Source organism: Enterobacter sp. UPMP2052 (assembly GCF_053709675.1).
Window position 1 is genome coordinate 1833809 of record NZ_JBSKJR010000001.1, and the last position, 20087, is coordinate 1853895.

Here is a 20087-nt window from a genome sequence, read left to right on the forward strand (position 1 = left end):
CAGCGCCACCCGGCGATTTCTCACAGTGGCACGTAAAACCTGAACCTGGCCCCGCTCACCGACTCCATCAGCCCAATCCCGCCGCCGTGCAGTTCCAGCATTCTTCTCACGATCAACAGCCCTAACCCGCCCCGGTTTTCCCGCGATGCCTGTGGATTGAGCGCAGAAGGACGCTGAAACAGATCGTCACGCAGCGCGTCATCGACGCCCGTTCCGCTGTCTGCCACCTCAACCTGCAACTGCCCATTCTCCTGCCACACCGTCAGGCGGATCTCGCCACCGGTGGGCGTATGGCGAATGGCGTTATCCAGCAAGTTGGTCACTACCCGCTCGATCATCGACACATCGGCGTTGACCAGCGGCAGCGGCCCCGGCACGTCAACATGCAGCTTCAGCTCACGCGTGCGCGCGGCCAGCTCGAACTTCTGCACCACGTCGGAGATCAGCTCCGCCATGGCAAAACGTTCGCGCTGGGGTTTGATGCCGCCATGCTCCAGCCGCGCCAGCTCAAACAGCTGCTGCGACAGATGACGCACCTTCTGCCCCTGACGCAGGGCGGTCGCGAGATACTGCTGATGCTCCTGCGGAGTCAGCGTGGCGGATTTGAGCGACAGCGTCTCCAGATAGCCCAGCAGCGAGGTCAGCGGCGTGCGCAGATCGTGCGAGATATTGGCGATAAACTCCCGGCGCTGGCGGTCGCTGTCGGCCAGTCGATCCCACTGAGAGGTGATTTTGCGAGCCAGCTCGATAAAGGTATTGCGCAGGATCGCGACTTCGTCGTTCAGGGCCGGCTCAAGCGGCTCTGCCGCCAGCTGTTTGATGGCGGTGATGCTGTCGTGCTCAAGCCCGGTCACCTCGTGCGTAAGCTGTTTAACCGGACGCGTGACCCAGTACCAAATCAAAACGCCGGCCAGCAGGCCAAACAGCGCCACCCACAGCAGCGACCACAGCACGGTGCTCCAGAGCGCTTTGTGCCAGGCCATCCCGGCCAGCGCGTTAGACTCCTCGCCCTGCAAAATGATGTACAGATAGCCTTTCAGCTCCCCGTCCTGGCGCAGCGGCGTCGCGCTGAACACTTTCTTATTCTGGCTGCGCGGATCGTCACCCAGCACCGGCATTGAGGCGCCGCTCAGGAAGGACTGCACGGGCGCAAGGTCGATTTTTTGCCGCTGGATATGGCCCGGCGGCGCAGCATCGGCCAGCACGTCACCATCGGGAGAGATAACGTACAGCTCGACGCTCGGGTTAAAGGTCATCAGCCGGTCAAACAGCGGTTTCAGCGCGCTGCGGTCAACGGTGCCCTGCGCATCGAGAATCGGCTCACGCTGCACAATTTGCTGGGCAAGCCCGCCGGACAGGCGCTGAACCATGGCGTTACCGTACTGCATGCTGGTGTAGAGTTGCACCGCGCAGGCGACGGTGGCGCAGAGCATCATCAGCAGGATAAATAGCAGCGTCAGACGCTGGCTCAGGCTAAAGCGGCGCATCGTCGTTCAGCTCCGCAAATTTATAGCCCTTGCCCCAGACGGTGCGCACGATCTCCGGCTCGGCGGCGTCTTTTTCAATCTTGATCCGCAGGCGGTTGATGTGGGTGTTAACGGTGTGCTCGTAGCCTTCGTGCTGATAGCCCCAGACCTGCTCCAGCAGTTCGAGACGCGAAAAGACTTCTCCGGGGTGGCGGGCAAAAAAGTAGAGCAGCTCGAATTCGCGCGGGGTGAGATCAACCTCCTGCCCGTTAAGCCGCACCGTGCGCGCCAGCGGATCCAGCGTCAGGCCGTGCGCGTGAATGTGTCCGTCGTTCTGCGCCTGCCCCATCGCCTGCTGGCGGCGGAACAGCGCTTTAATGCGCGCAATCAGCTCCTGCACCGAAAAGGGTTTGGCGAGGTAATCGTCGGCCCCGGTTTCGAGGCCGGTAATACGGTCGGTTTCGCTGCTGCGGGCGCTGATAATGATCACTGGCAGGTAGCGGGTCATCTGGCGGATGCGGCGACAAATTTCGAGGCCGTCGACACTGGGGAGCATCAGGTCGAGGATCACCGCGTCCCAGGGCTGTTTTTCAAGCAGGCGTAACGCGTTGCCCCCGTCAGGCTCGTGGGTAATGGTGTAGCCTTCGTCTTCCAGGTTGAGGCGCAGGAGCGCCGCGATATCGCGATCGTCCTCCACCAGCAGGATTTGCTTCATGGGTAAGCCTTTAATCAATTCTTATGAGGTAAGCTTACCTGATTTTGAGGGCGGGAAGAGTTCACATTTTGTTGAACATTGTGCGGGGTTTATGCCGGGTGGCGGCTACGCCTTACCCGGCCTACGCTTTGGCTAACAACGTCAACACTTCGTAATGCGCGGTATGCGGGAACATATCAAAAAGCTGAACGCGTTCAATGCGGTAGCCCGGCAGGTGAGCAATATCTTTCGCCATCGTCCGGGCGTTGCAGCTGGAATAGACGATGTACGCCGGTGCCATCTGGCTCAGATAATCGCAAAGCGGTTTGCCGATGCCGCGGCGCGGCGGGTTGACCAATACTAATTCCGGCACGTTGCCCTGCCCGGTCGCAAACTGGGTCGAATCCAGCGCCTGGAAGTGGAGGTTTGTTAACCCCAGTTCGGCGGCGGACTGCGTCGCGCAAGCAATCGCCTCGGCGGAGATTTCAATCCCGGTCAGTTGCATCTCCGGGGTGGCGCAGTGCAGGCCAAAGCCGCCCACGCCGCAGAACAGATCCCACATATGGCCGATATTGAGGGCGCGAACCCAGTCGCGCGCGGTGGCGTACAGCGCGCTCGCCACCGTCGGGTTAGTCTGGAAGAAGCTCTGCGGGCGGATCCACAGCGGCACGCCGTTGAAGGTCTCTGCCAGCGCGTGCTGCCCGGAAAGAAAGATCTCTTTCTCCCCCTCCATGATCGCCATATGCACCGGCTGAATATTGACGGTGATGACCTTTAACTGCGGTAGCTGCTGTTGCAGCCACGGCAGCGCTGCGCGAAGCTGTTCCAGCCTGGATTCTGAGCGCAGCACAAAGCGCAGCATCATGCCGCCGTCCCTCTGGCTTTCGGTGAGCAGCAGGTATTTCAGCTCGCCGCGCTTGCGGGCAACGTTATAGGGCGTTAACCCGGCGCGGGCGATAAACGGCTTGAGTGCTGCAAAAACCGGTTTAAAGGATTCTGGATACAGCGGGCAGTCGATTAAATCTTCCGGCGTGCCGTCGCGGTGCAGCATACCCAGCAGCGGTCGTTCCACGCTGCCGCTGACCACCATTTTGGCCTTATTGCGAAAACCCTGCTCTGGCCCACTGACGGGTGCGCACCACTCGCCCACCGCATGGTCAGCCAGGAGCTGCTGAAGGTCGGCCATTTTGGCGGCGAGTTGTTGGGAGACCGGCTGTTCAATCCACTGACAGGAGCGGCAGCGACCGGCGTCATAGAGTGCGCACTGCATATGAAAACCTTAAGAATGGCGGGGGCTGCGATTATACACATTATTGCAGACGGAAAAACCGCCTGCTTGCGGCGGGTGCAAAGAGCAGGCACAGCACCAGCGCATCCGGAAGTTTTTGCATCACCAGCGAATGGAATATCTCGCGCTTAGAGCCTCCCGCGATGCTGAACAGCTCCGGGTAGCCATAGCCCAGCGAGGCGGCCCACAGGTAGGTGGCGGCAGTCACCTGGGTCAGCAGATAGGTCCAGCGCGCCCAGTTGCGCCCCTTCACCAGCGAGAAGGCACAGTAAATTTCAATAAATACCAGCGCCAGGCTGCTCATAAAGACCAGCGTCAGGTTCCAGGTCTGGACGCTGCGGTGAATAAATTCTCCCATGCCGCGCACGCCCAGGGTGTTGAAGATCATCAACACGTCCAGACAGCGGATCATAATAATGGCGAGCGCCGCCACCTGCACCAGCGCAGGGACGTTCGGACGAGCATGCGTATGACGTGTTTTTTGAAAGAATCCCAATGTTTTTACTTCCCTGAAAAACAGTGCCGCGTCTTGCGCGGCACTTCACTGGAAATTTTAAATGCTTCAGCCGCGTCTTGCACGCTGGATATCGCGCACACGCTGTTTTTCCGCGCGCGCCATCAAATACCAGGCGATAAATCCGACAATTCCGATCACCCCAAGGATGATGGAGGCCAGGGCGTTGATCTCCGGGTTCACCCCCATGCGTACGCTGGAGAAGACCAGCATCGGCAGCGTGGTAGCGCCAGGCCCCGAGACAAAGCTGGCGATGACCAGATCGTCTAAAGAGAGCGTGAACGCCAGCAGCCAGCCGGAAATGACCGCCGGCATGATCATCGGCAGAGTGATGATAAAGAACACCTTCAGCGGCGTGGCACCCAGATCCATTGCCGCCTCTTCGATGGAGCGATCCAGCTCCCGCAGTCGCGAGGAGATCACCACCGCCACGTAGGCCGTGCAGAAGGTGACATGCGCCAGCCAGATGGTCAGCATCCCGCGATCTGCCGGCCAGCCGATGGCGTGCGCCAGGGCGACAAACAGCAGCAGCAGCGACAGCCCGGTAATAACATCCGGCATGACCAGCGGGGCGGTGATCATAAACGCAAAACCATTTGCGCCGCGAAAGCGCCCGAACCGCACCATCACCATCGCCGCGATCGTCCCGAGTATCGACGCCATCGTGGCCGCCAGCGCCGCGATGGTCAGGCTCAGCCCCACCGCGCTCATCATGGCATCATCGTGGAACAGCTCGCTGTACCAGCGCGTCGACCAGCCCGCCCACACCGTCACCAGCTTCGAGCTGTTAAAGGAATAGATCACCAGCATCAGCATGGGTGCATACAGGAAGGTGAAGCCAATCACCAGGATCAGGATCCGCCACGGGGAGCGCACTACCGGTAAGTTGTTCATCCGTGGTCTCCCATCTGTTTCTGCTGGTGCTTGTGGAACCACATGATCGGCACGATCAGCAGCAGCAACATCACGATCGCCACCGCAGAGGCCACCGGCCAGTCGCGGTTGTTAAAGAACTCCTGCCACAGCACGCGGCCAATCATGATGCTGTCCGGGCCACCCAGCAGTTCCGGGATCACAAACTCCCCTACCGCCGGGATGAACACCAGCATCGACCCGGCAATAATGCCGCCTTTGGTCAGCGGGACGATCACGCTGAAAAAGGTCTTCAGCGGACGCGCGCCGAGATCCAGCGAGGCCTCCACCAGCGAATAGTCTATGCGCGTCAGGGCGGTATAGATCGGCAGCACCATAAACGGCAGATAGGCGTAAACGATCCCAATGTACACCGCGAGGTTGGTGTGCAGGATCGTCAGCGGCTGGTCGATGACGCCAAGCCACAGCAGAAAGTTATTGAGAATGCCGTTGTTTTTCAGGATACCCATCCACGCGTAGACGCGGATCAGGAACGAGGTCCACGACGGTAAAATCACCAGCAGCAGCAGGATGTTGCGCGTCGAGGGTTTACTGTGCGCCACCGCCCACGCCAGCGGATAACCCAGCAGCAGACAGCAGATCGTCGAGATCCCCGCCACCTGCAGCGACTGCAAGTAGGCCTCCACGTACAGCGGATCGTCGGTGAGTTGCAGGAAGTTCCCGAGGTTAAGGGTGAGCGTCAGCTGCCCGTCGGCCCAGTCCATCAGGTTGGTGTACGGCGGGATCGCCCGCGCCATCTCCGCCAGGCTTATCTTAAAGACAATCAGGAACGGCAGCAGGAACAGCAGGATCAGCCAGACGTACGGCAGGGCAATCACCAGCTTGCGCCCGTGCGCCATCTGCATACGCGTCAGCCAGTGGCGAAAACCGCCCGGTTGTTTGACGCGGGCTGGAGGTTCAAGTGTACTCACGATCGCTCCTTATGCCGTTAACACGACGCAGCTGTCCGCATCCCAGCACAGGCGCACTTCGTCGCCCCAGGTCGGCTGGCCCTTGCGATAGCGGTGTTCGTTCTGCAGCTGGGCGCTGAGCATCTGCCCGCTTTGTAGACGCACATGGTAGATAGAGAGATCGCCCAGATAGGCGATATGCACCACCTCACCCACGGCAAAGTTATAGCCATCGGCTGGCGGCTCGTCACAGAGCATGATTTTTTCCGGGCGCAGGGCGACGTACACCGGTACGTTATCCACCACCGAACTATCAGGATCAACCTTCAGCGGGTGAACCAGCCCCGGAGAGTCAATCACCAGCCCGTCGTCCTCGCGCGCCTTCAGCAGCCCTTCAAAGACATTCACCGAGCCGATGAATTCCGCGCTGTAGCGGGTGGTCGGGTGCTCGTAAATCTCCTCCGGCTCGCCGGTCTGCACGAATTTACCGCGATTCATGATCGCAATACGCCCGGCCATGGTCATCGCCTCTTCCTGGTCGTGGGTTACCATCACGCAGGTCACGCCGACGCGCTCAAGGATGTCCACCACCTCAAGCTGCATGCGGTCACGCAGCTTTTTATCCAGCGCCCCCATCGGCTCGTCGAGCAGTAGCAGCTTCGGGCGTTTCGCCAGGCTTCTGGCCAGGGCCACGCGTTGACGCTGACCGCCGGAGAGCTGGTGCGGTTTACGTTTGGCGAACTCCTGCATGTGGACCAGGCTCAGCATCTCGGCCACGCGTTCGGTAATCTCCGCCTTCGGCAGTTTGTCCTGCTTCAGGCCAAAGGCGATGTTCTGCTCAACCGTCATGTGCGGGAACAGCGCGTAGGACTGGAACATCATATTGATCGGGCGCTGATACGGCGGCACGCGGGAGAGATCGACGCCGTCCAGCACGATCTGCCCGGCGGTCGGCTGTTCAAAACCGGCCAGCATGCGCAGCAACGTCGATTTACCGCAGCCGGACGGGCCAAGCAGGGCAAAAATTTCGCCTTTGTAGATCGTCAGGCTCACGTCGTCCACGGCGTGTTGCCCGTCGAAGGATTTGGTGAGATTACGGATTTCAAGAAGCGGGGTCAGCGCTTTACGGACTTTCGCCTGCGGGCGGGGGATCACGTCATTCACGGGGTGTTCTCCGGCAAAGATCAAATCAGGGTGCAGGCGCACCAGAACGGTGCACCTGTTGCCGAGGGCGCTTCGCTTGCCCGGCCTACGACAGCGGTTTATTTACCGCTTTTCACCTTGGTCCACGCACGGGTGCGCACGCGGTCAATTTTTGGGTCCTGCACTTTGAGGGTGAACAGCTTGGCAAAGACGTCCGCTGGCGGATAGATAGCCGGATTATTGCGGATCGCTTCGCTGACCATCGGGGTGGAAGCCTTGTTACCGTTGGCGTAATAGACATGGTCGCTGATGTGGGCGATCACCTCCGGACGCATCAGGTAGTTCAGGAACTGATACGCTTCGTCTTTGTTTTTCGCATCCGCAGGCATGGCGAAGACGTCGAAGAAGGCCAGCGCCCCCTCTTTCGGAATGAAGTAAGAGACATTCACGCCGTTTTTCGCCTCTTTCGCGCGGTTTGCTGCCTGCCAGACGTCGCCCGCCCAGCCGATCGCCACACAGATATCGCCGTTGGCGAGGTCGTTAATGTACTGAGAGGAGTGGAAGTAGCGAATGTTCGGGCGCAGCTTCAGCAGCAGATCGGTGGCCGGGCCGGTGTAATCATCGGCCTTGCTGCTGTTGGGATCTTTGCCCAGATAGTTCAGCACGGTGGCGAAAATCTCTTCCGGCGCATCAAGGAAGGAGACGCCGCAGCTTTTCAGCTTCTCAAGGTTTTCCGGCTTAAGCACCACGTCCCAGCTGTCGAGCTTAACGTCTTTCCCCAGCACAGCTTTCACTTTATCGACGTTATAGCCGATGCCGGTGGTGGCCCACAGGTAAGGCATGGCGTACTTGTTGTCCGGGTCGTGTTTGGCGACCAGCTTCATTACTTCCGGATCGAGGTTTTTCCAGTTGGATAATTTGCTCTTATCCAGCGGCTGGAACACTCCTGCCGTCAACTGGCGCTCCAGGAAGCTGGCGGAAGGCACCACCAGGTCAAAGCCGGTGCTGCCCGCCATCAGTTTACCTTCCAGCACTTCGTTGGAATCGAACACGTCATACACGACCTTAATGCCGGTCTCTTTTTCAAAGTTTGCGACGGTGTCCGGCGCAATATAGTCCGACCAGTTATAAACGTGGAGCGTTTTCTGTTCCGCAGCGAGCGTGCCGGCAGAGACGGCCATCAGAGCACCCGCAACCAGACCCGATACCCATTTTTTATTCAAGGTGATCATATCGTTATTCCTTCTGAAAGCTCGTTAACACACGAACTAAAACTGTGCACTCTGACGATATGCAAGAATCATGCATACTTTGTCGCTCTGGCCGAAAAGGAATAAAAGATTTTTCCGGCAGGATCCGCTCGCTTTTGTAAGCATCGCAAGAATAACTGTAGCCCTTGTCCCGGGCTATAGCCCAGACGAAAAAACGCCTTTTATCAATTTTTTATGCAGAATATGTCTATGTGATAAGCCGAAATGGCCTTTGAGGAGGTGAAATAATCTTGAAAGGAGGGTTTAAGACAGCAGAAAAAACGGCGTTACGCAGCCGCCGTGGCAGCGACTGCGCCATGCTCAGACAGCATTAGTGCAGAAAAGTGGGAGATGCATCATTATTCTCTGCATCATCTTCGGCGCTGTACAACAGGTGATGCGCGTTAGCTTCCATCATCACCATGGAAATCTGCTCTTCGCCCATGCGCATAAACCAGGCAAACTGCTTGAAGGATAACCCTGCCCCGGAGAATAAAGACTCGCACACCACCAGTTTCGGCAGATTATCATCCTGTATGTCGAGAAATGCTTTCACCGTCAAAGAACTGGCGTTGATGGCAGACAGATCGGACGCCAGCGCCAGCAGCGCAGAGGGTTTAACCTCGGCCAGCGCGGAGAAAAGAATGACGTCATTAATCAGATCGATCTTGGCATCAAAAATACCGTCGAAATTTTGCATGTGAGGCAGATGCAGCGCCTGGCAGGAGTCGCATTCAAAGAAGGTAATTCCGGCATCATCGAGCCATTGACGTAACGTATCCAGTGTTGGAACGACCTGTAAATCCATCGCTGTGCAGCCTCTTAAATAATAACTTCGCTTAGAGTACGCAAAAAGTGCGCGATAATCTATTTAACCGCCCGTTTTCAGGCAAAATCCCGGGGTCGCGTGGCATTCAATCCAGGCGATCATTTTGCCCGCAATGTCCACGCCCGTGGTTTTTTCAACTCCTTCCAGCCCTGGAGAGGCGTTGACCTCCATCACCAGCGGGCCGCGCGTTGCGCGCAGCAAATCGACGCCCGCCACGTCCAGCCCCAGCGTCTGCGCCGCTTTTACCGCAATCACGCGCTCTCGTTCGCTGATCTCTGCGATACGCGCCACGCCGCCGCGGTGCAGATTCGAGCGGAAATCGCCCTCTTTGGCCTGACGCTCAATCGCTGCCACCACCTCATCGCCGACCACAAAGCAGCGAATATCGCGCCCTTTGGCCTCTTCGATATACTCCTGCACCAGGATATGGGCGTTGAGTCCGCGGAAGGCATCGATCACGCTTTCCGCCGCCTGGCGCGTTTCGGCCAGCACCACGCCAATGCCCTGCGTGCCTTCCACCAGCTTGATGACCAGCGGCGCGCCGCCCACCATGTCGATCAGATCGCTGGTGTCATCCGGTGAATGAGCGATGCCGGTAACGGGCAGGTCGATACCCTGTCGGGCCAGGAGTTGCAGCGAGCGGAGCTTATCGCGGGCGCGCGAAATGGCGACGGACTCGTTTAGCGGATAGCTGCCGAGCATCTCAAACTGACGCAGCGCAGCGGTGCCGTAGTAGGTGATCTGAGAGCCGATGCGGGGGATCACCGCATCGAAATGCGGCAACCTGCGGCCTTTATAATGAATCGATGATGCCGCCGGATCGATGTTCATATAGCAGGACATCGGATCGAGGATTTCGATCTGATGCCCGCGCTTCGCCGCGGCTTCCCGCAGGCGTCTGCATGAATAGAGCTTTCCATCCCGGGACAATATGGCAATTTTCACCCTGCACCTCTCTAAAGACCTGGTAAAAGCCTGCGTATCATACACGCAGCGAGGCACAGGATGAATGGACTATCGCGTCGCCCAGCCCTGCTTGTGCAGATAATCGAGAATAAACGGACGGTTCTCTTTAATGATGGTGCGACGGATATGGTCAGTCCAGGTATCGCGGCGGTTGTTGCTGTCGCGCGTCAGATAGTAGTTCGCCAGCTCCTCATCGTATTGATTCAGGACCTCCTGGTCGACCGGCTGGTAGTGGTTTTCATGCACCAGCATCGCTGCGGGGATACGCGGTTTGAGATCCGGGTTATCCGCAGGCCAGCCCAGGCACAGGCCAAACAGCGGGAGGACGTGTTTTGGCAGCTTTAACAGCTCAGTTACGCTTTCAATATTATTGCGCAGCCCGCCGATGTAAACCCCGCCCAGCCCCAGCGATTCCGCCGCCGTGAAGGCGTTTTGCGCCATCAGGGCAGTATCGACCACGCCCAGCAGCAGCTGTTCGGCGAGGCCCAGTTCCGCCTCAGGGCAAATTTGCAGGTGACGGTTAAAATCGGCGCAGAAGACCCAGAACTCCGCCGCCTGGGCTACGTGCTTCTGCCCACCGGTCAGCGTCACCAGCGTTTCACGCATCGCCGGATCGGTAATGCGGATAATAGAGCTGCACTGCAGGAAGCTGGAGCTGGACGTTCCTCGCGCGCTGTCGATAATGGCTTCGCGCTGGGCCTCGGTAATTGGTTCATCCGTAAAGTGGCGAATGGAACGGTGGGAACGGAGCAGGTCAATCGTTGGCGTCATCGTGTCTCTCTTTGTCTTGCTTAAAACGTATCGCAGCCAGTATAGGCAATGATCCGCGCGCTGTAATTGGCGAAACATAGCTCGAAGATATTAAAGCGACAGGTGAAACCTTCTTTCCATGACGGCAGGTTATCGTGCACTATACGTCGTATTCGCCGTCAGGCTTGTTTTTTGAGGAGAGAGAAATGTTTGCAGTGATTTTTGGTCGTCCAGGATGCCCTTACTGCGTGCGCGCAAAAGAACTGGCTGAGAAACTGACCGCAGAGCGGGATGACTTCAACTTCCGCTACGTGGACATCCACGCGGAAGGGATCAGCAAAGCCGACCTGGAAAAAACCGTGGGTAAACCGGTTGAAACCGTACCGCAGATTTTCCTCGACCAGCAACACATTGGCGGCTTCACCGATTTTGAAGCCTACGCCAAAGAAAACCTGGGCCTGTTTGCTGCTCAGTAAGCGTAAAACGCCCTCATTATGAGGGCGTTATTGTTTGTGCCGCCGCTGCAAAAGGCTGCTGATACATAAATAGCATAGCGCCCCCAGCGCGCACCAGAACACGCCGCTTAACAGCCACGCCAGCTCCTGCCAGATGGTTCTGGAAGAGGTCAATACCAGCCGCATCAACAGCAGGCACAGCGGTGCCGCCAGTATGGCTCCCAGCAAAGGCTTAAACACTTCGCCCCCGCGAGAGAGAAAGCTGGCCGCCGCGCCCGGCAGAATGAAAAAGAGCAAACCCAGCTCAGGATGGCCGGATGCACGAAACGCCCCTTTTACATTAAACGCTAACGACAGGCAGACAACGGTAAACAGCAAAAAACAGCTGATCGCGCCCACCCAGTTTCGCCTTAAATTCAAACTATCCTCCTGATGTTTCTCTATCAAATACACCTTCGTCCTGTGGACGCCCAGTCAGATAAAGCATTGCGGCAATCCTTGCCAAAGCTCGCACAGCGTTGTGCGATAATGAGTAGCCGTCGTTAGCTAATACGACTAAACTACCCACCTGCTAGTGTTTTTGGGAATTAAGAAAGAAACAGGAAATGCTGAAACGCTGCCCTGTCATCCAAAACAGTAGCCCAAAAAACCACTTCATTCAACAACTTACTGGTAAACAAGAAGTTAGCCTCCGTGAATATAAACGTCGCAGACTTGTTAAATGGGAATTACATCCTGTTATTATTTGTGGTACTGGCATTGGGCCTTTGCCTGGGAAAATTACGCCTCGGGTCGGTTCAACTTGGTAATTCCATTGGCGTTTTAGTCGTCTCTTTATTATTAGGTCAGCAGCATTTCAGCATTAACACGGACGCCCTCAACTTAGGCTTTATGTTGTTTATTTTTTGTGTGGGTGTTGAAGCGGGTCCCAACTTTTTTTCAATTTTCTTCCGCGACGGCAAAAATTACCTGATGCTGGCGCTGGTGATGGTTGGCAGCGCGCTGCTGATTGCGTTAGGCCTGGGTAAACTGTTTGGCTGGGACATTGGCCTGACGGCGGGTATGCTTGCCGGCTCGATGACCTCCACCCCGGTTCTGGTGGGTGCGGGCGATACCCTGCGCCACTCCGGGATGGCCGGAGCGCAGTTGTCCACCGCGCTCGACCATCTGAGCCTTGGCTATGCCCTGACCTACCTAATTGGGCTGGTGAGCCTGATCGTCGGCGCGCGTTATCTCCCTAAACTCCAGCATCAGGATCTGCAGACCAGCGCCCAGCAGATTGCCCGCGAGCGCGGTCTGGATACCGATTCCAAACGCAAAGTTTACCTGCCGGTGATCCGCGCCTACCGCGTAGGGCCAGAGCTGGTGGCCTGGGCCGACGGTAAAAACCTGCGCGAGCTGGGCATTTACCGCCAGACGGGCTGCTATATCGAACGTATTCGCCGCAACGGTATTCTGGCGAACCCGGACGGCGACGCGGTGCTGCAGATGGGCGATGACATCGCGCTGGTCGGTTATCCGGATGCCCATGCGCGCCTCGACCCGAGCTTCCGTAACGGCAAAGAGGTCTTTGACCGCGACCTGCTGGACATGCGTATCGTCACCGAAGAGATTGTGGTCAAAAACCACAACGCCGTTGGTCGCCGCCTGGCTCAGCTGAAGCTGACCGACCACGGCTGCTTCCTGAACCGCGTGATCCGCAGCCAGATTGAGATGCCTATCGACGATAACGTGGTGCTCAACAAAGGTGACGTGTTACAGGTGAGCGGCGACGCGCGCCGCGTGAAAACCGTTGCAGACCGTATCGGCTTTATCTCCATTCACAGCCAGGTCACCGACCTGCTAGCCTTCTGCGCCTTCTTTATCGTGGGCCTGATGATCGGGATGATCACCTTCCAGTTCAGCAACTTTAGCTTTGGCATCGGTAACGCCGCCGGGCTGCTGTTCGCCGGGATCATGCTGGGCTTCCTGCGTGCCAACCACCCGACCTTCGGCTATATCCCACAGGGTGCGCTCAACATGGTGAAAGAGTTTGGGCTGATGGTCTTTATGGCCGGTGTTGGCCTGAGCGCGGGCAGCGGCATTGGCAACAGCCTTGGCGCAGTCGGCTGGCAAATGCTGGTGTCCGGCCTGATTGTCAGCCTGGTGCCGGTGGTGATCTGCTTCCTGTTTGGTGCCTACGTGCTGCGCATGAACCGCGCCCTGCTCTTCGGTGCCATGATGGGCGCACGTACCTGCGCGCCTGCGATGGAAATCATCAGCGATACCGCGCGCAGCAATATCCCGGCACTGGGGTACGCAGGCACCTATGCAATCGCTAACGTCCTGCTGACGCTGGCGGGTACGCTTATCATCATCATCTGGCCGGGACTCGGATAACTCTCAAGTTTGCGCACGGACGAAAATATTTTCGTGATGCGCAGAACTTTTAAGAAAGGGGGCAGTCATAACTATTGCCACTGCTTTTCTTTGATGTCCCCAATTTGTGGAGCCCATCAACCCCGCCGTTTTGGTTCAAGGTTGATGGGTTTTTTGTTGTCTTTTTTATGCTTGAAAATCAAACATTATAAATACATCAGAATTGCCATTGGCGGCATAATGGCAGCACAATTTACTCCTGGGCTTTTTATTTAAGTCTGTCTGTTATCTAAATAATCACGCATGCAAGCCTCCGGTCAGGGCTACTCCTGGCATCGAGCGTTTTTATATCTGGCTTACCTCTTCCCTTCCCCCGCCCAAATATATATGCTTAACCATATATATCTCACCCAACATCCAGGACTCCCAATGCAACACCCCGTCCACCTTTTCAAGGCTCTTTCAGACCAAACGCGGCTGTCCATCGTGATGCTTTTGCGTGAGGCGGACGAGCTGTGCGTCTGCGATCTTTGCGCGGTGACCGGTGAGTCGCAGCCTAAAATTTCCCGTCATATGGCGTTGCTGCGCGAGTCCGGGCTGGTGCTCGATCGCAAGGACGGCAAGTGGGTCTATTACCGATTGTCACCCGCCATTCCGGCGTGGGCGGCCGCCATTATCGACAGCAGCTGGAACTGCCTGAGAGAGGAGACCCGCCTGAAGCTCAAAAACAGGGCGGGCTCGTGTTGAGCAGAACTCACACATTCACTAAAACATATATAACGGAGTAAAACGATGTTGCTGGCAGGGGCTATTTTTCTCTTCACGCTGGTACTGGTTATCTGGCAACCCAAAGGGCTAAGCATCGGGTGGAGCGCCACGCTGGGTGCCGTGCTGGCGCTGGTAAGCGGAGTCGTTCATATTAACGACATTCCGGTGGTCTGGAATATCGTGTGGAACGCGACAGCGACCTTTATCGCCGTCATTATCATCAGCCTTCTTCTGGATGAGTCCGGCTTTTTTGAGTGGGCGGCGCTGCACATCGCCCGCTGGGGCAACGGCCGGGGACGGCTGCTGTTTACCTATATTGTTTTGCTGGGCGCGGCGGTGGCGGCGCTGTTCGCCAACGACGGCGCTGCGCTGATATTAACGCCTATCGTCATCGCGATGCTGCTGGCGCTGGGCTTCAGCAAACAGGCCACCCTCGCCTTTGTGATGGCGGCGGGGTTTATTGCCGACACCGCAAGCCTGCCGTTAATTGTCTCGAACCTGGTTAACATCGTCTCGGCAGATTTCTTCACGCTAGGCTTCAGCGAATACGCTTCGGTCATGGTCCCTGTGAATATCGCGGCCATCGCCGCCACGCTGGTGATGCTGCACCTGTTCTTTCGCAAAGAGATCCCGCCGACCTACGAGCTGGCGAAACTTCGCCAGCCCGCCCTTGCCATCCACGATGTCGCCACCTTCAGAACAGGCTGGGTCGTGCTGCTTCTGCTGCTGATCGGGTTCTTTGTGCTTGAGCCGCTCGGCATTCCCGTCAGCGCCATTGCGGCGTCGGGCGCGTTAATTTTATTTGCCGTGGCGAAACGCGGACAGGCGATCAATACCGGCAAAGTGCTCCGCGGGGCACCGTGGCAAATCGTCGTCTTCTCGCTGGGAATGTATCTGGTGGTTTATGGTCTGCGCAATGCCGGGCTGACGGACTCCTTATCCGGCGTGTTGTCTATGCTGGGCCAGCATGGACTCTGGGCCACCGCGATGGGCACCGGCTTTATTACCGCCTTCATGTCTTCGGTGATGAACAATATGCCGACGGTGCTGATTGGCGCCCTGTCGATTGAGGGGAGCACCGCGTCCGGGGTGATCAAAGAAGCGATGATTTATGCCAACGTGATTGGCTGCGATTTGGGCCCCAAAATCACGCCGATCGGCAGCCTGGCGACGCTGCTCTGGCTGCACGTGCTGGCGCAGAAAAATATGTCGATCGCCTGGGGCTATTATTTCCGAACGGGCATCATCATGACCGTGCCCGTATTGTTCGTGACGCTCGCCGCGCTGGCGTTACGACTCTCTTTTACACTGCAGTGAGTAACCGATATGAGCCACATCACCCTCTTCCATAACCCGGACTGCGGCACCTCGCGCAATACTCTCGAGATGATCCGCAACAGCGGTAATGAACCCGAGATCGTCTTGTATCTCGACACGCCGCCGTCGCGCGAAACGCTGTGTAAGCTGATCGCGGACATGGGCATCTCGGTACGGGATTTACTGCGCACGAACGTCGAGCCCTATGCGCAACTCGGGCTTGCCGATGGGCAGTTCAGCGACGAACAGCTGATTGATTTCATGCTGCAATACCCGATCCTCATCAATCGCCCGATTGTCGTGACCCCGCTGGGGACGCGCCTGTGCCGCCCTTCTGAACGCGTGCTGGATATTTTACCCGATCCGCAGCGCGCGGCGTTTACCAAAGAGGACGGCGAAGCGGTGGTCGACGCGTCGGGAAACAAAATTCGCGGGAAATAGTCCCGACTGGCCCTGCCGTTTAGCGCAGGGCTGTGCGGCTCCCCTCGCCTGCAATTCTCCCCACCATCGTGCGGATCTCCTCCCGCGTTAACGGTACTCTGTCGGTAACGTAGTGCAGCGTCATCCCCTCGATAAACGCATCCAGCGCGCGGGCCGTCGCCGGATCAAACCACTGTTCAAGCGTGGTCTGGCTCATTTTCATCCAGTCCTGCATCACGGTTTTCAGCGCCGCGCTACGGTTCATAAAGGCGTACAGCTGGTACATCAGCGCCATGTTGTGCGGCGTGGTCACTTCCGAACTGTGGATTAAGGTTGTGATGGACTCGCACGCCATCTCCGGCCCGCTGACCCCGGCAAAGTAATCCAGATACTGCTGCGACATCTTCCGCGTAAACCACGTAAACGCTTCCTCCAGCAGCGGCTCCTTGCCGTCGAAATAGTAGGTCATCGACCCCAGCGGCACGCCTGCGCAGCTGGCGATTTTACGGTGCGTGACGGCGTGGATCCCGTGCTCGGCAATGGTATCCAGGGTCGCCTGGAGGATTTTCTCGCGGCGATGAGGATCGTTGGGGGGTCTGCTCATAAATACCTCATGTAGTTTATGTACAAATGTACACAAACTTGCTAGTGTTGTCGCTATTGTTGTACTTCTGGTGCTAACCCAATGACGCTGACCTCCCCTCGTAAAGCCCTGCAGCTACGCATGTGGGCGCTGTTTATGTTCTTCTTTATTCCCGGGCTGCTGATGGCCTCCTGGGCGACACGTACGCCCGCTATCCGCGACATTTTATCCGTCTCAACCGCGGAGATGGGCATCGTGCTGTTCGGTCTGTCGATTGGTTCCATGAGCGGCATTCTGTGCTCCGCCTGGCTGGTGAAGCGCTTTGGCACGCGGGCGGTGATCCGCACCACCATGTGCTGCGCGGTGCTGGGCATGGTGGTCCTGAGCGTGGCGCTGTGGTTTGCTTCTCCGCTGATGTTTGCGCTGGGGTTGACGGTCTTTGGCGGCAGCTTCGGCGCGGCGGAAGTGGCGATCAACGTTGAAGGGGCAGCCGTTGAGCGCGAGGTGAACAAAACGGTGCTGCCGATGATGCACGGCTTTTACAGCCTCGGTACGCTGGCGGGCGCGGGCGTTGGCATGGCGCTGACGGCGTTTGGCATTGCGGCGAATCTGCATATTTTGCTGGCGGCGCTGGTATGCATTATCCCCATTTTGACCGGCATCCGGGCCATCCCCGACGGTACGGGCAAAAACTCGACCGGGGAGCAAAAATCTGCGGCGAAAGGGCTGCCGTTCTATCGCGATATTCAGCTCATGCTCATCGGCGTGGTGGTGCTGGCGATGGCCTTCGCCGAAGGCTCCGCCAACGACTGGCTGCCGCTGCTGATGGTTGACGGTCACGGCTTCAGTCCCACCTCCGGCTCGCTGATTTATGCCGGATTTACGCTCGGCATGACGGTCGGGCGCTTTACCGGCGGCTGGTTTATCGACCGTTACAGCCGCGTGGCGGTGGTTCGCGCCAGCGCCCTGCTGGGCGGGTTAGGTATTGCGATGATCATCTTTGTGGATGTCGACTGGATTGCCGGTGTCTCGGTTATCCTCTGGGGCCTGGGCGCCTCGCTCGGCTTCCCGCTGACCATTTCCGCCGCCAGCGATACCGGCCCGGACGCGCCAACGCGGGTCAGCGTGGTGGCGACCACCGGCTATCTCGCCTTCCTGGTGGGGCCGCCGCTGCTCGGCTTCCTGGGTGAGCACTACGGGTTGCGCAGCGCGATGCTGGTGGTGTTAGGGTTAGTGATTATTGCCGCACTGGTGGCGCGTGCGGTCGCAAAACCGGAAGCAGAACAGACACTGGAGAATGGATATGAGCGTTAAGCTGATTGCAGTAGACATGGATGGAACCTTCCTGAGCGATGCCAAAACCTATAACCGGCCGCGTTTTCTGGCGCAGTATGCGCGTATGAAAGCTCAGGGCATCCGCTTTGCGGTGGCCAGCGGGAATCAATACTACCAGCTGATCTCCTTTTTCCCGGAGATCGCCCATGAGATTGCCTTTGTGGCCGAGAACGGCGGCTGGGTCGTCTGCGCCGGGGAAGATGTCTTTAACGGCGAACTGTCGAAAGAACACTTTGATACCGTCGCCGCCGTGCTTAACGACGTCGTGGGGATTGAGATTATCGCCTGCGGCAAAAGCAGCGCCTACACGCTAAAAGAGTATGACGACGCCTTCCACGACATCGCGGCGAAATACTATCACCGTCTGGAGAAGGTCAGCCATTTTGGCAACCTGAACGATATCTTCTTCAAGTTCGGGCTTAACGTCTCCGATGACGAGATCCCGCGCATTCAGGCTCTGCTGCATGAAAAGCTCAACGACATTATGGTGCCGGTGACCACCGGCCACGGCAGTATCGACCTGATTATCCCGGGCGTGCACAAGGCGAATGGTTTGCGGATCCTGCAACAGCGCTGGGGCATTGAGGACAGCGAAGTGCTGGCCTTTGGTGACAGCGGCAACGACGTGGAAATGCTGCGCCAGTCGGGCTACAGCTTTGCAATGGCCAATGCCGGACCGCACATCAAGGCCATCGCCCACTACGAAGCCCCGAACAATAACGAGGAAGGCGTGCTGGATATCATTGAAAAAGCGTTGAACGGGGAAGCGCCGTTTAACTGAGTTGAGGCCCTCTCCTGCACGGAGAGGGCAATTCGCTTACGGCTGTAACGCGCTGCCGACGCGTTTATCTTTCAGGAATACCACCATCAGCCCCACCCACAGCAGACCGTTCGCGAGGTTGAACAGGCTGAACAGCCCATTGCCGCCGAAAGCGTAGGCGTGCTTGCTCACTTCAATTCCCACGGTGAAGATCAGCATCTGCAACATGCCCATTGCGGCGGACACCGTGCCTTTACTCATCTCGCTGGCAAACAGCGTCAGACGCACCAGACCGGCGTTCGCCAGGCCAATCCCGAAGGCATAAATGCTCAGCCCCGCCGTCATCCACAGGTAGGCATGGGAGGACGCAACCGTTGCAACCGCCGCCACCATCAGCCCTGCCGCAATCGGCCAGCCGCCCATAACGATCAGCGACCGCACGGTGCGGCGCGCGGTCAGGCGGGCCAGCACCAGGTTACCCAAAATCAGCGCGCCAAAAATCGGCACCTGCAGCAGGCCATACTCGTAGCTGCTGAGCTGCTCGCCGCTGATGATAATGACCGGTGACTGGGCAATCCACGCCAGCAGCGGCAGGCTAACAAAGCCCGTCGCCAGCGCACCCGCCACAAAGCGAACGTTCTTGAGAACCAGTTTGTAATCCCGGCCCAGCTCTTTCAGGGAGAGCTTCTCCCCCAGGCGCGTAGCGGTTTCGGGCATGGCGCGGTGCAGGCCAAAGAAGGAGATGGCGGCAAGCAAGGCGAAAAGCACAAACATGCCTTCCCACGGTGCAACGTGTACCCACGCCGCCCCCACCAGCGGCCCGAGCAGCGGCGCAATCAGCGCGACGTTAGCCATCAGCGCCGTAATTTTGATACAGACCGCCTCTTCAAACGATTCCTGAATGGCGGCATAGCCCACCGCGCCGATAAAGCACAGGCTCACCCCCTGCAGGAAGCGCAGCAGGGTAAATTGCTCGATGTTTTGCGCGAGCAGCGTGGCGAGGCAGGTCACGATAAACCACACCACGCCGGTCAACATCACCGGACGGCGGCCAATACGATCCGACAGCGGCCCCAAAAGCCACTGCAGAAACATGCCGCCAGCCAGATAGGCGGTCATGGAGGTCGGCACCCATTCAATACCTGCGTTGTACTGTTCGACAACGGCCAGCATCCCGGGCTGGATCATATCGTTGCCGATATAGGTAGAGAATTCGTAGAGCACCAGACACAGAGGGAAAAGTAACGCCTGACGACCCAGACGGTTACCGGAAGAAGAACGGTTTAACATGCCATCTCTTTATAAAGAAAAAATCGCGATGAGTGTAATGAATTGCCGCAGCCTGAGATAGTAAATAATCGAGACGAA

General features: G+C 57.7%; 21 protein-coding genes. 7 read left to right on the plus strand and 14 right to left on the minus strand.

Annotation, left to right across the window (positions count from 1 at the left end; translation table 11 throughout):
* Positions 1-20: 20 nt before the first annotated feature.
* From ACWKX3_RS08520 to nfsA, 11 genes are all read right to left on the minus strand, one after another.
* A complete protein-coding gene (locus ACWKX3_RS08520) occupies positions 21-1487 on the minus strand; it encodes a sensor histidine kinase (RefSeq protein ID WP_058610356.1) in 1467 nt (488 codons plus the stop codon).
* On the minus strand, positions 1474-2181 hold the full coding sequence (locus ACWKX3_RS08525) for a response regulator transcription factor (RefSeq protein WP_058610357.1): 708 nt from the start codon (positions 2179-2181) through the stop codon (positions 1474-1476). The genes ACWKX3_RS08520 and ACWKX3_RS08525 overlap by 14 nt, the downstream gene beginning before the upstream one ends.
* Before the next feature lie 121 nt (positions 2182-2302).
* A complete protein-coding gene (gene rlmC / locus ACWKX3_RS08530) occupies positions 2303-3430 on the minus strand; it encodes a 23S rRNA (uracil(747)-C(5))-methyltransferase RlmC (RefSeq protein WP_454541589.1) in 1128 nt (375 codons plus the stop codon).
* 40 nt (positions 3431-3470) lie between these two features.
* The gene (locus tag ACWKX3_RS08535) at positions 3471-3968 is read right to left on the minus strand and encodes a YbjO family protein (protein ID WP_088207598.1); all 498 of its coding nucleotides are present in this window, start codon (positions 3966-3968) and stop codon (positions 3471-3473) included.
* A 42-nt stretch (positions 3969-4010) separates the two neighbouring features.
* Positions 4011-4856, minus strand: coding sequence for a putrescine ABC transporter permease PotI (potI, locus tag ACWKX3_RS08540; RefSeq protein ID WP_101737979.1), 846 nt, complete (start codon positions 4854-4856; stop codon positions 4011-4013).
* The gene (gene potH, locus ACWKX3_RS08545) at positions 4853-5806 is read right to left on the minus strand and encodes a putrescine ABC transporter permease PotH (protein WP_042319404.1); all 954 of its coding nucleotides are present in this window, start codon (positions 5804-5806) and stop codon (positions 4853-4855) included. Before potH ends, potI begins: the two co-directional genes overlap by 4 nt.
* Positions 5807-5815: 9 nt before the next feature.
* The gene (gene potG, locus ACWKX3_RS08550; RefSeq protein ID WP_058610382.1) at positions 5816-6949 is read right to left on the minus strand and encodes a putrescine ABC transporter ATP-binding subunit PotG; all 1134 of its coding nucleotides are present in this window, start codon (positions 6947-6949) and stop codon (positions 5816-5818) included.
* 98 nt (positions 6950-7047) lie between these two features.
* Positions 7048-8160, minus strand: a complete 1113-nt coding sequence (gene potF / locus ACWKX3_RS08555) for a spermidine/putrescine ABC transporter substrate-binding protein PotF (protein ID WP_454541590.1) — start codon at positions 8158-8160, stop codon at positions 7048-7050.
* Between the two features lie 349 nt (positions 8161-8509).
* Complete coding sequence (locus ACWKX3_RS08560) at positions 8510-8986, minus strand: YbjN domain-containing protein (protein ID WP_006174300.1); 477 nt, start codon at positions 8984-8986, stop codon at positions 8510-8512.
* A 63-nt stretch (positions 8987-9049) separates the two neighbouring features.
* On the minus strand, positions 9050-9952 hold the full coding sequence (gene rimK / locus ACWKX3_RS08565) for a 30S ribosomal protein S6--L-glutamate ligase (protein ID WP_454541591.1): 903 nt from the start codon (positions 9950-9952) through the stop codon (positions 9050-9052).
* Positions 9953-10021: 69 nt separating this feature from the next.
* Positions 10022-10744, minus strand: coding sequence for a nitroreductase NfsA (gene nfsA, locus ACWKX3_RS08570; RefSeq protein ID WP_042319399.1), 723 nt, complete (start codon positions 10742-10744; stop codon positions 10022-10024).
* A 185-nt stretch (positions 10745-10929) separates the two neighbouring features.
* Here nfsA and ACWKX3_RS08575 point away from each other — a divergent pair, with 185 nt between their 5' ends.
* The gene (locus ACWKX3_RS08575; protein ID WP_042319398.1) at positions 10930-11199 is read left to right on the plus strand and encodes a GrxA family glutaredoxin; all 270 of its coding nucleotides are present in this window, start codon (positions 10930-10932) and stop codon (positions 11197-11199) included.
* Between the two features lie 27 nt (positions 11200-11226).
* Here the strand turns inward: ACWKX3_RS08575 and ACWKX3_RS08580 are convergent, their stop codons facing one another.
* Complete coding sequence (locus ACWKX3_RS08580; protein WP_042319396.1) at positions 11227-11598, minus strand: inner membrane protein YbjM; 372 nt, start codon at positions 11596-11598, stop codon at positions 11227-11229.
* A gap of 273 nt (positions 11599-11871) precedes the next feature.
* Here ACWKX3_RS08580 and ACWKX3_RS08585 point away from each other — a divergent pair, with 273 nt between their 5' ends.
* The 4 genes from ACWKX3_RS08585 to arsC all read left to right on the plus strand — a co-directional run bounded on the left by ACWKX3_RS08585 (position 11872) and on the right by arsC (position 16062).
* The gene (locus ACWKX3_RS08585; RefSeq protein ID WP_006174289.1) at positions 11872-13557 is read left to right on the plus strand and encodes an aspartate:alanine antiporter; all 1686 of its coding nucleotides are present in this window, start codon (positions 11872-11874) and stop codon (positions 13555-13557) included.
* Between the two features lie 408 nt (positions 13558-13965).
* Positions 13966-14283 carry a metalloregulator ArsR/SmtB family transcription factor gene (locus tag ACWKX3_RS08590; protein WP_102891177.1) on the plus strand — a complete coding sequence of 106 codons (318 nt, stop codon included), beginning with the start codon at positions 13966-13968 and terminating at the stop codon, positions 14281-14283.
* A 45-nt stretch (positions 14284-14328) separates the two neighbouring features.
* Entirely contained in the window at positions 14329-15621 is a 1293-nt protein-coding gene (locus ACWKX3_RS08595) for an arsenic transporter (RefSeq protein WP_102891178.1), read from the plus strand.
* Between the two features lie 9 nt (positions 15622-15630).
* Positions 15631-16062 (plus strand): glutaredoxin-dependent arsenate reductase, encoded by a 432-nt coding sequence (gene arsC / locus ACWKX3_RS08600; RefSeq protein ID WP_058610366.1) that lies wholly within the window; start codon positions 15631-15633, stop codon positions 16060-16062.
* A 19-nt stretch (positions 16063-16081) separates the two neighbouring features.
* Here the strand turns inward: arsC and ACWKX3_RS08605 are convergent, their stop codons facing one another.
* Positions 16082-16645: a TetR/AcrR family transcriptional regulator gene (locus ACWKX3_RS08605; RefSeq protein WP_454541592.1), complete on the minus strand. Its 564-nt coding sequence runs from the start codon at positions 16643-16645 to the stop codon at positions 16082-16084.
* Positions 16646-16726: 81 nt separating this feature from the next.
* On the opposite strand from ACWKX3_RS08605, the gene ACWKX3_RS08610 reads away from it, so the two are divergent.
* Both ACWKX3_RS08610 and ACWKX3_RS08615 read left to right on the plus strand, forming a co-directional pair.
* Positions 16727-17938: an MFS transporter gene (locus ACWKX3_RS08610; protein ID WP_006174280.1), complete on the plus strand. Its 1212-nt coding sequence runs from the start codon at positions 16727-16729 to the stop codon at positions 17936-17938.
* On the plus strand, positions 17928-18740 hold the full coding sequence (locus ACWKX3_RS08615) for a Cof-type HAD-IIB family hydrolase (protein WP_454541593.1): 813 nt from the start codon (positions 17928-17930) through the stop codon (positions 18738-18740). Before ACWKX3_RS08610 ends, ACWKX3_RS08615 begins: the two co-directional genes overlap by 11 nt.
* 36 nt (positions 18741-18776) lie before the next feature.
* Here ACWKX3_RS08615 and ACWKX3_RS08620 read toward each other — a convergent pair whose 3' ends face one another.
* Complete coding sequence (locus ACWKX3_RS08620) at positions 18777-20009, minus strand: MFS transporter (RefSeq protein WP_102891181.1); 1233 nt, start codon at positions 20007-20009, stop codon at positions 18777-18779.
* Positions 20010-20087: the final 78 nt, after the last annotated feature.

Bases quoted from the DNA above. Each gene is read 5' to 3' on its own strand.
- ACWKX3_RS08520 (WP_058610356.1), bottom strand. From the start codon at position 1,487: ATGCGCCGCTTTAGCCTGAGCCAGCGTCTGACGCTGCTATTTATCCTG.
- ACWKX3_RS08525 (WP_058610357.1), bottom strand. From the start codon at position 2,181: ATGAAGCAAATCCTGCTGGTGGAGGACGATCGCGATATCGCGGCGCTC.
- rlmC (WP_454541589.1), bottom strand. From the start codon at position 3,430: ATGCAGTGCGCACTCTATGACGCCGGTCGCTGCCGCTCCTGTCAGTGG.
- potI (WP_101737979.1), bottom strand. From the start codon at position 4,856: ATGAACAACTTACCGGTAGTGCGCTCCCCGTGGCGGATCCTGATCCTG.
- potF (WP_454541590.1), bottom strand. From the start codon at position 8,160: ATGATCACCTTGAATAAAAAATGGGTATCGGGTCTGGTTGCGGGTGCT.
- ACWKX3_RS08560 (WP_006174300.1), bottom strand. From the start codon at position 8,986: ATGGATTTACAGGTCGTTCCAACACTGGATACGTTACGTCAATGGCTC.
- nfsA (WP_042319399.1), bottom strand. From the start codon at position 10,744: ATGACGCCAACGATTGACCTGCTCCGTTCCCACCGTTCCATTCGCCAC.
- ACWKX3_RS08575 (WP_042319398.1), top strand. From the start codon at position 10,930: ATGTTTGCAGTGATTTTTGGTCGTCCAGGATGCCCTTACTGCGTGCGC.
- ACWKX3_RS08590 (WP_102891177.1), top strand. From the start codon at position 13,966: ATGCAACACCCCGTCCACCTTTTCAAGGCTCTTTCAGACCAAACGCGG.
- ACWKX3_RS08595 (WP_102891178.1), top strand. From the start codon at position 14,329: ATGTTGCTGGCAGGGGCTATTTTTCTCTTCACGCTGGTACTGGTTATC.
- arsC (WP_058610366.1), top strand. From the start codon at position 15,631: ATGAGCCACATCACCCTCTTCCATAACCCGGACTGCGGCACCTCGCGC.
- ACWKX3_RS08605 (WP_454541592.1), bottom strand. From the start codon at position 16,645: ATGAGCAGACCCCCCAACGATCCTCATCGCCGCGAGAAAATCCTCCAG.
- ACWKX3_RS08610 (WP_006174280.1), top strand. From the start codon at position 16,727: ATGACGCTGACCTCCCCTCGTAAAGCCCTGCAGCTACGCATGTGGGCG.
- ACWKX3_RS08615 (WP_454541593.1), top strand. From the start codon at position 17,928: ATGAGCGTTAAGCTGATTGCAGTAGACATGGATGGAACCTTCCTGAGC.
- ACWKX3_RS08620 (WP_102891181.1), bottom strand. From the start codon at position 20,009: ATGTTAAACCGTTCTTCTTCCGGTAACCGTCTGGGTCGTCAGGCGTTA.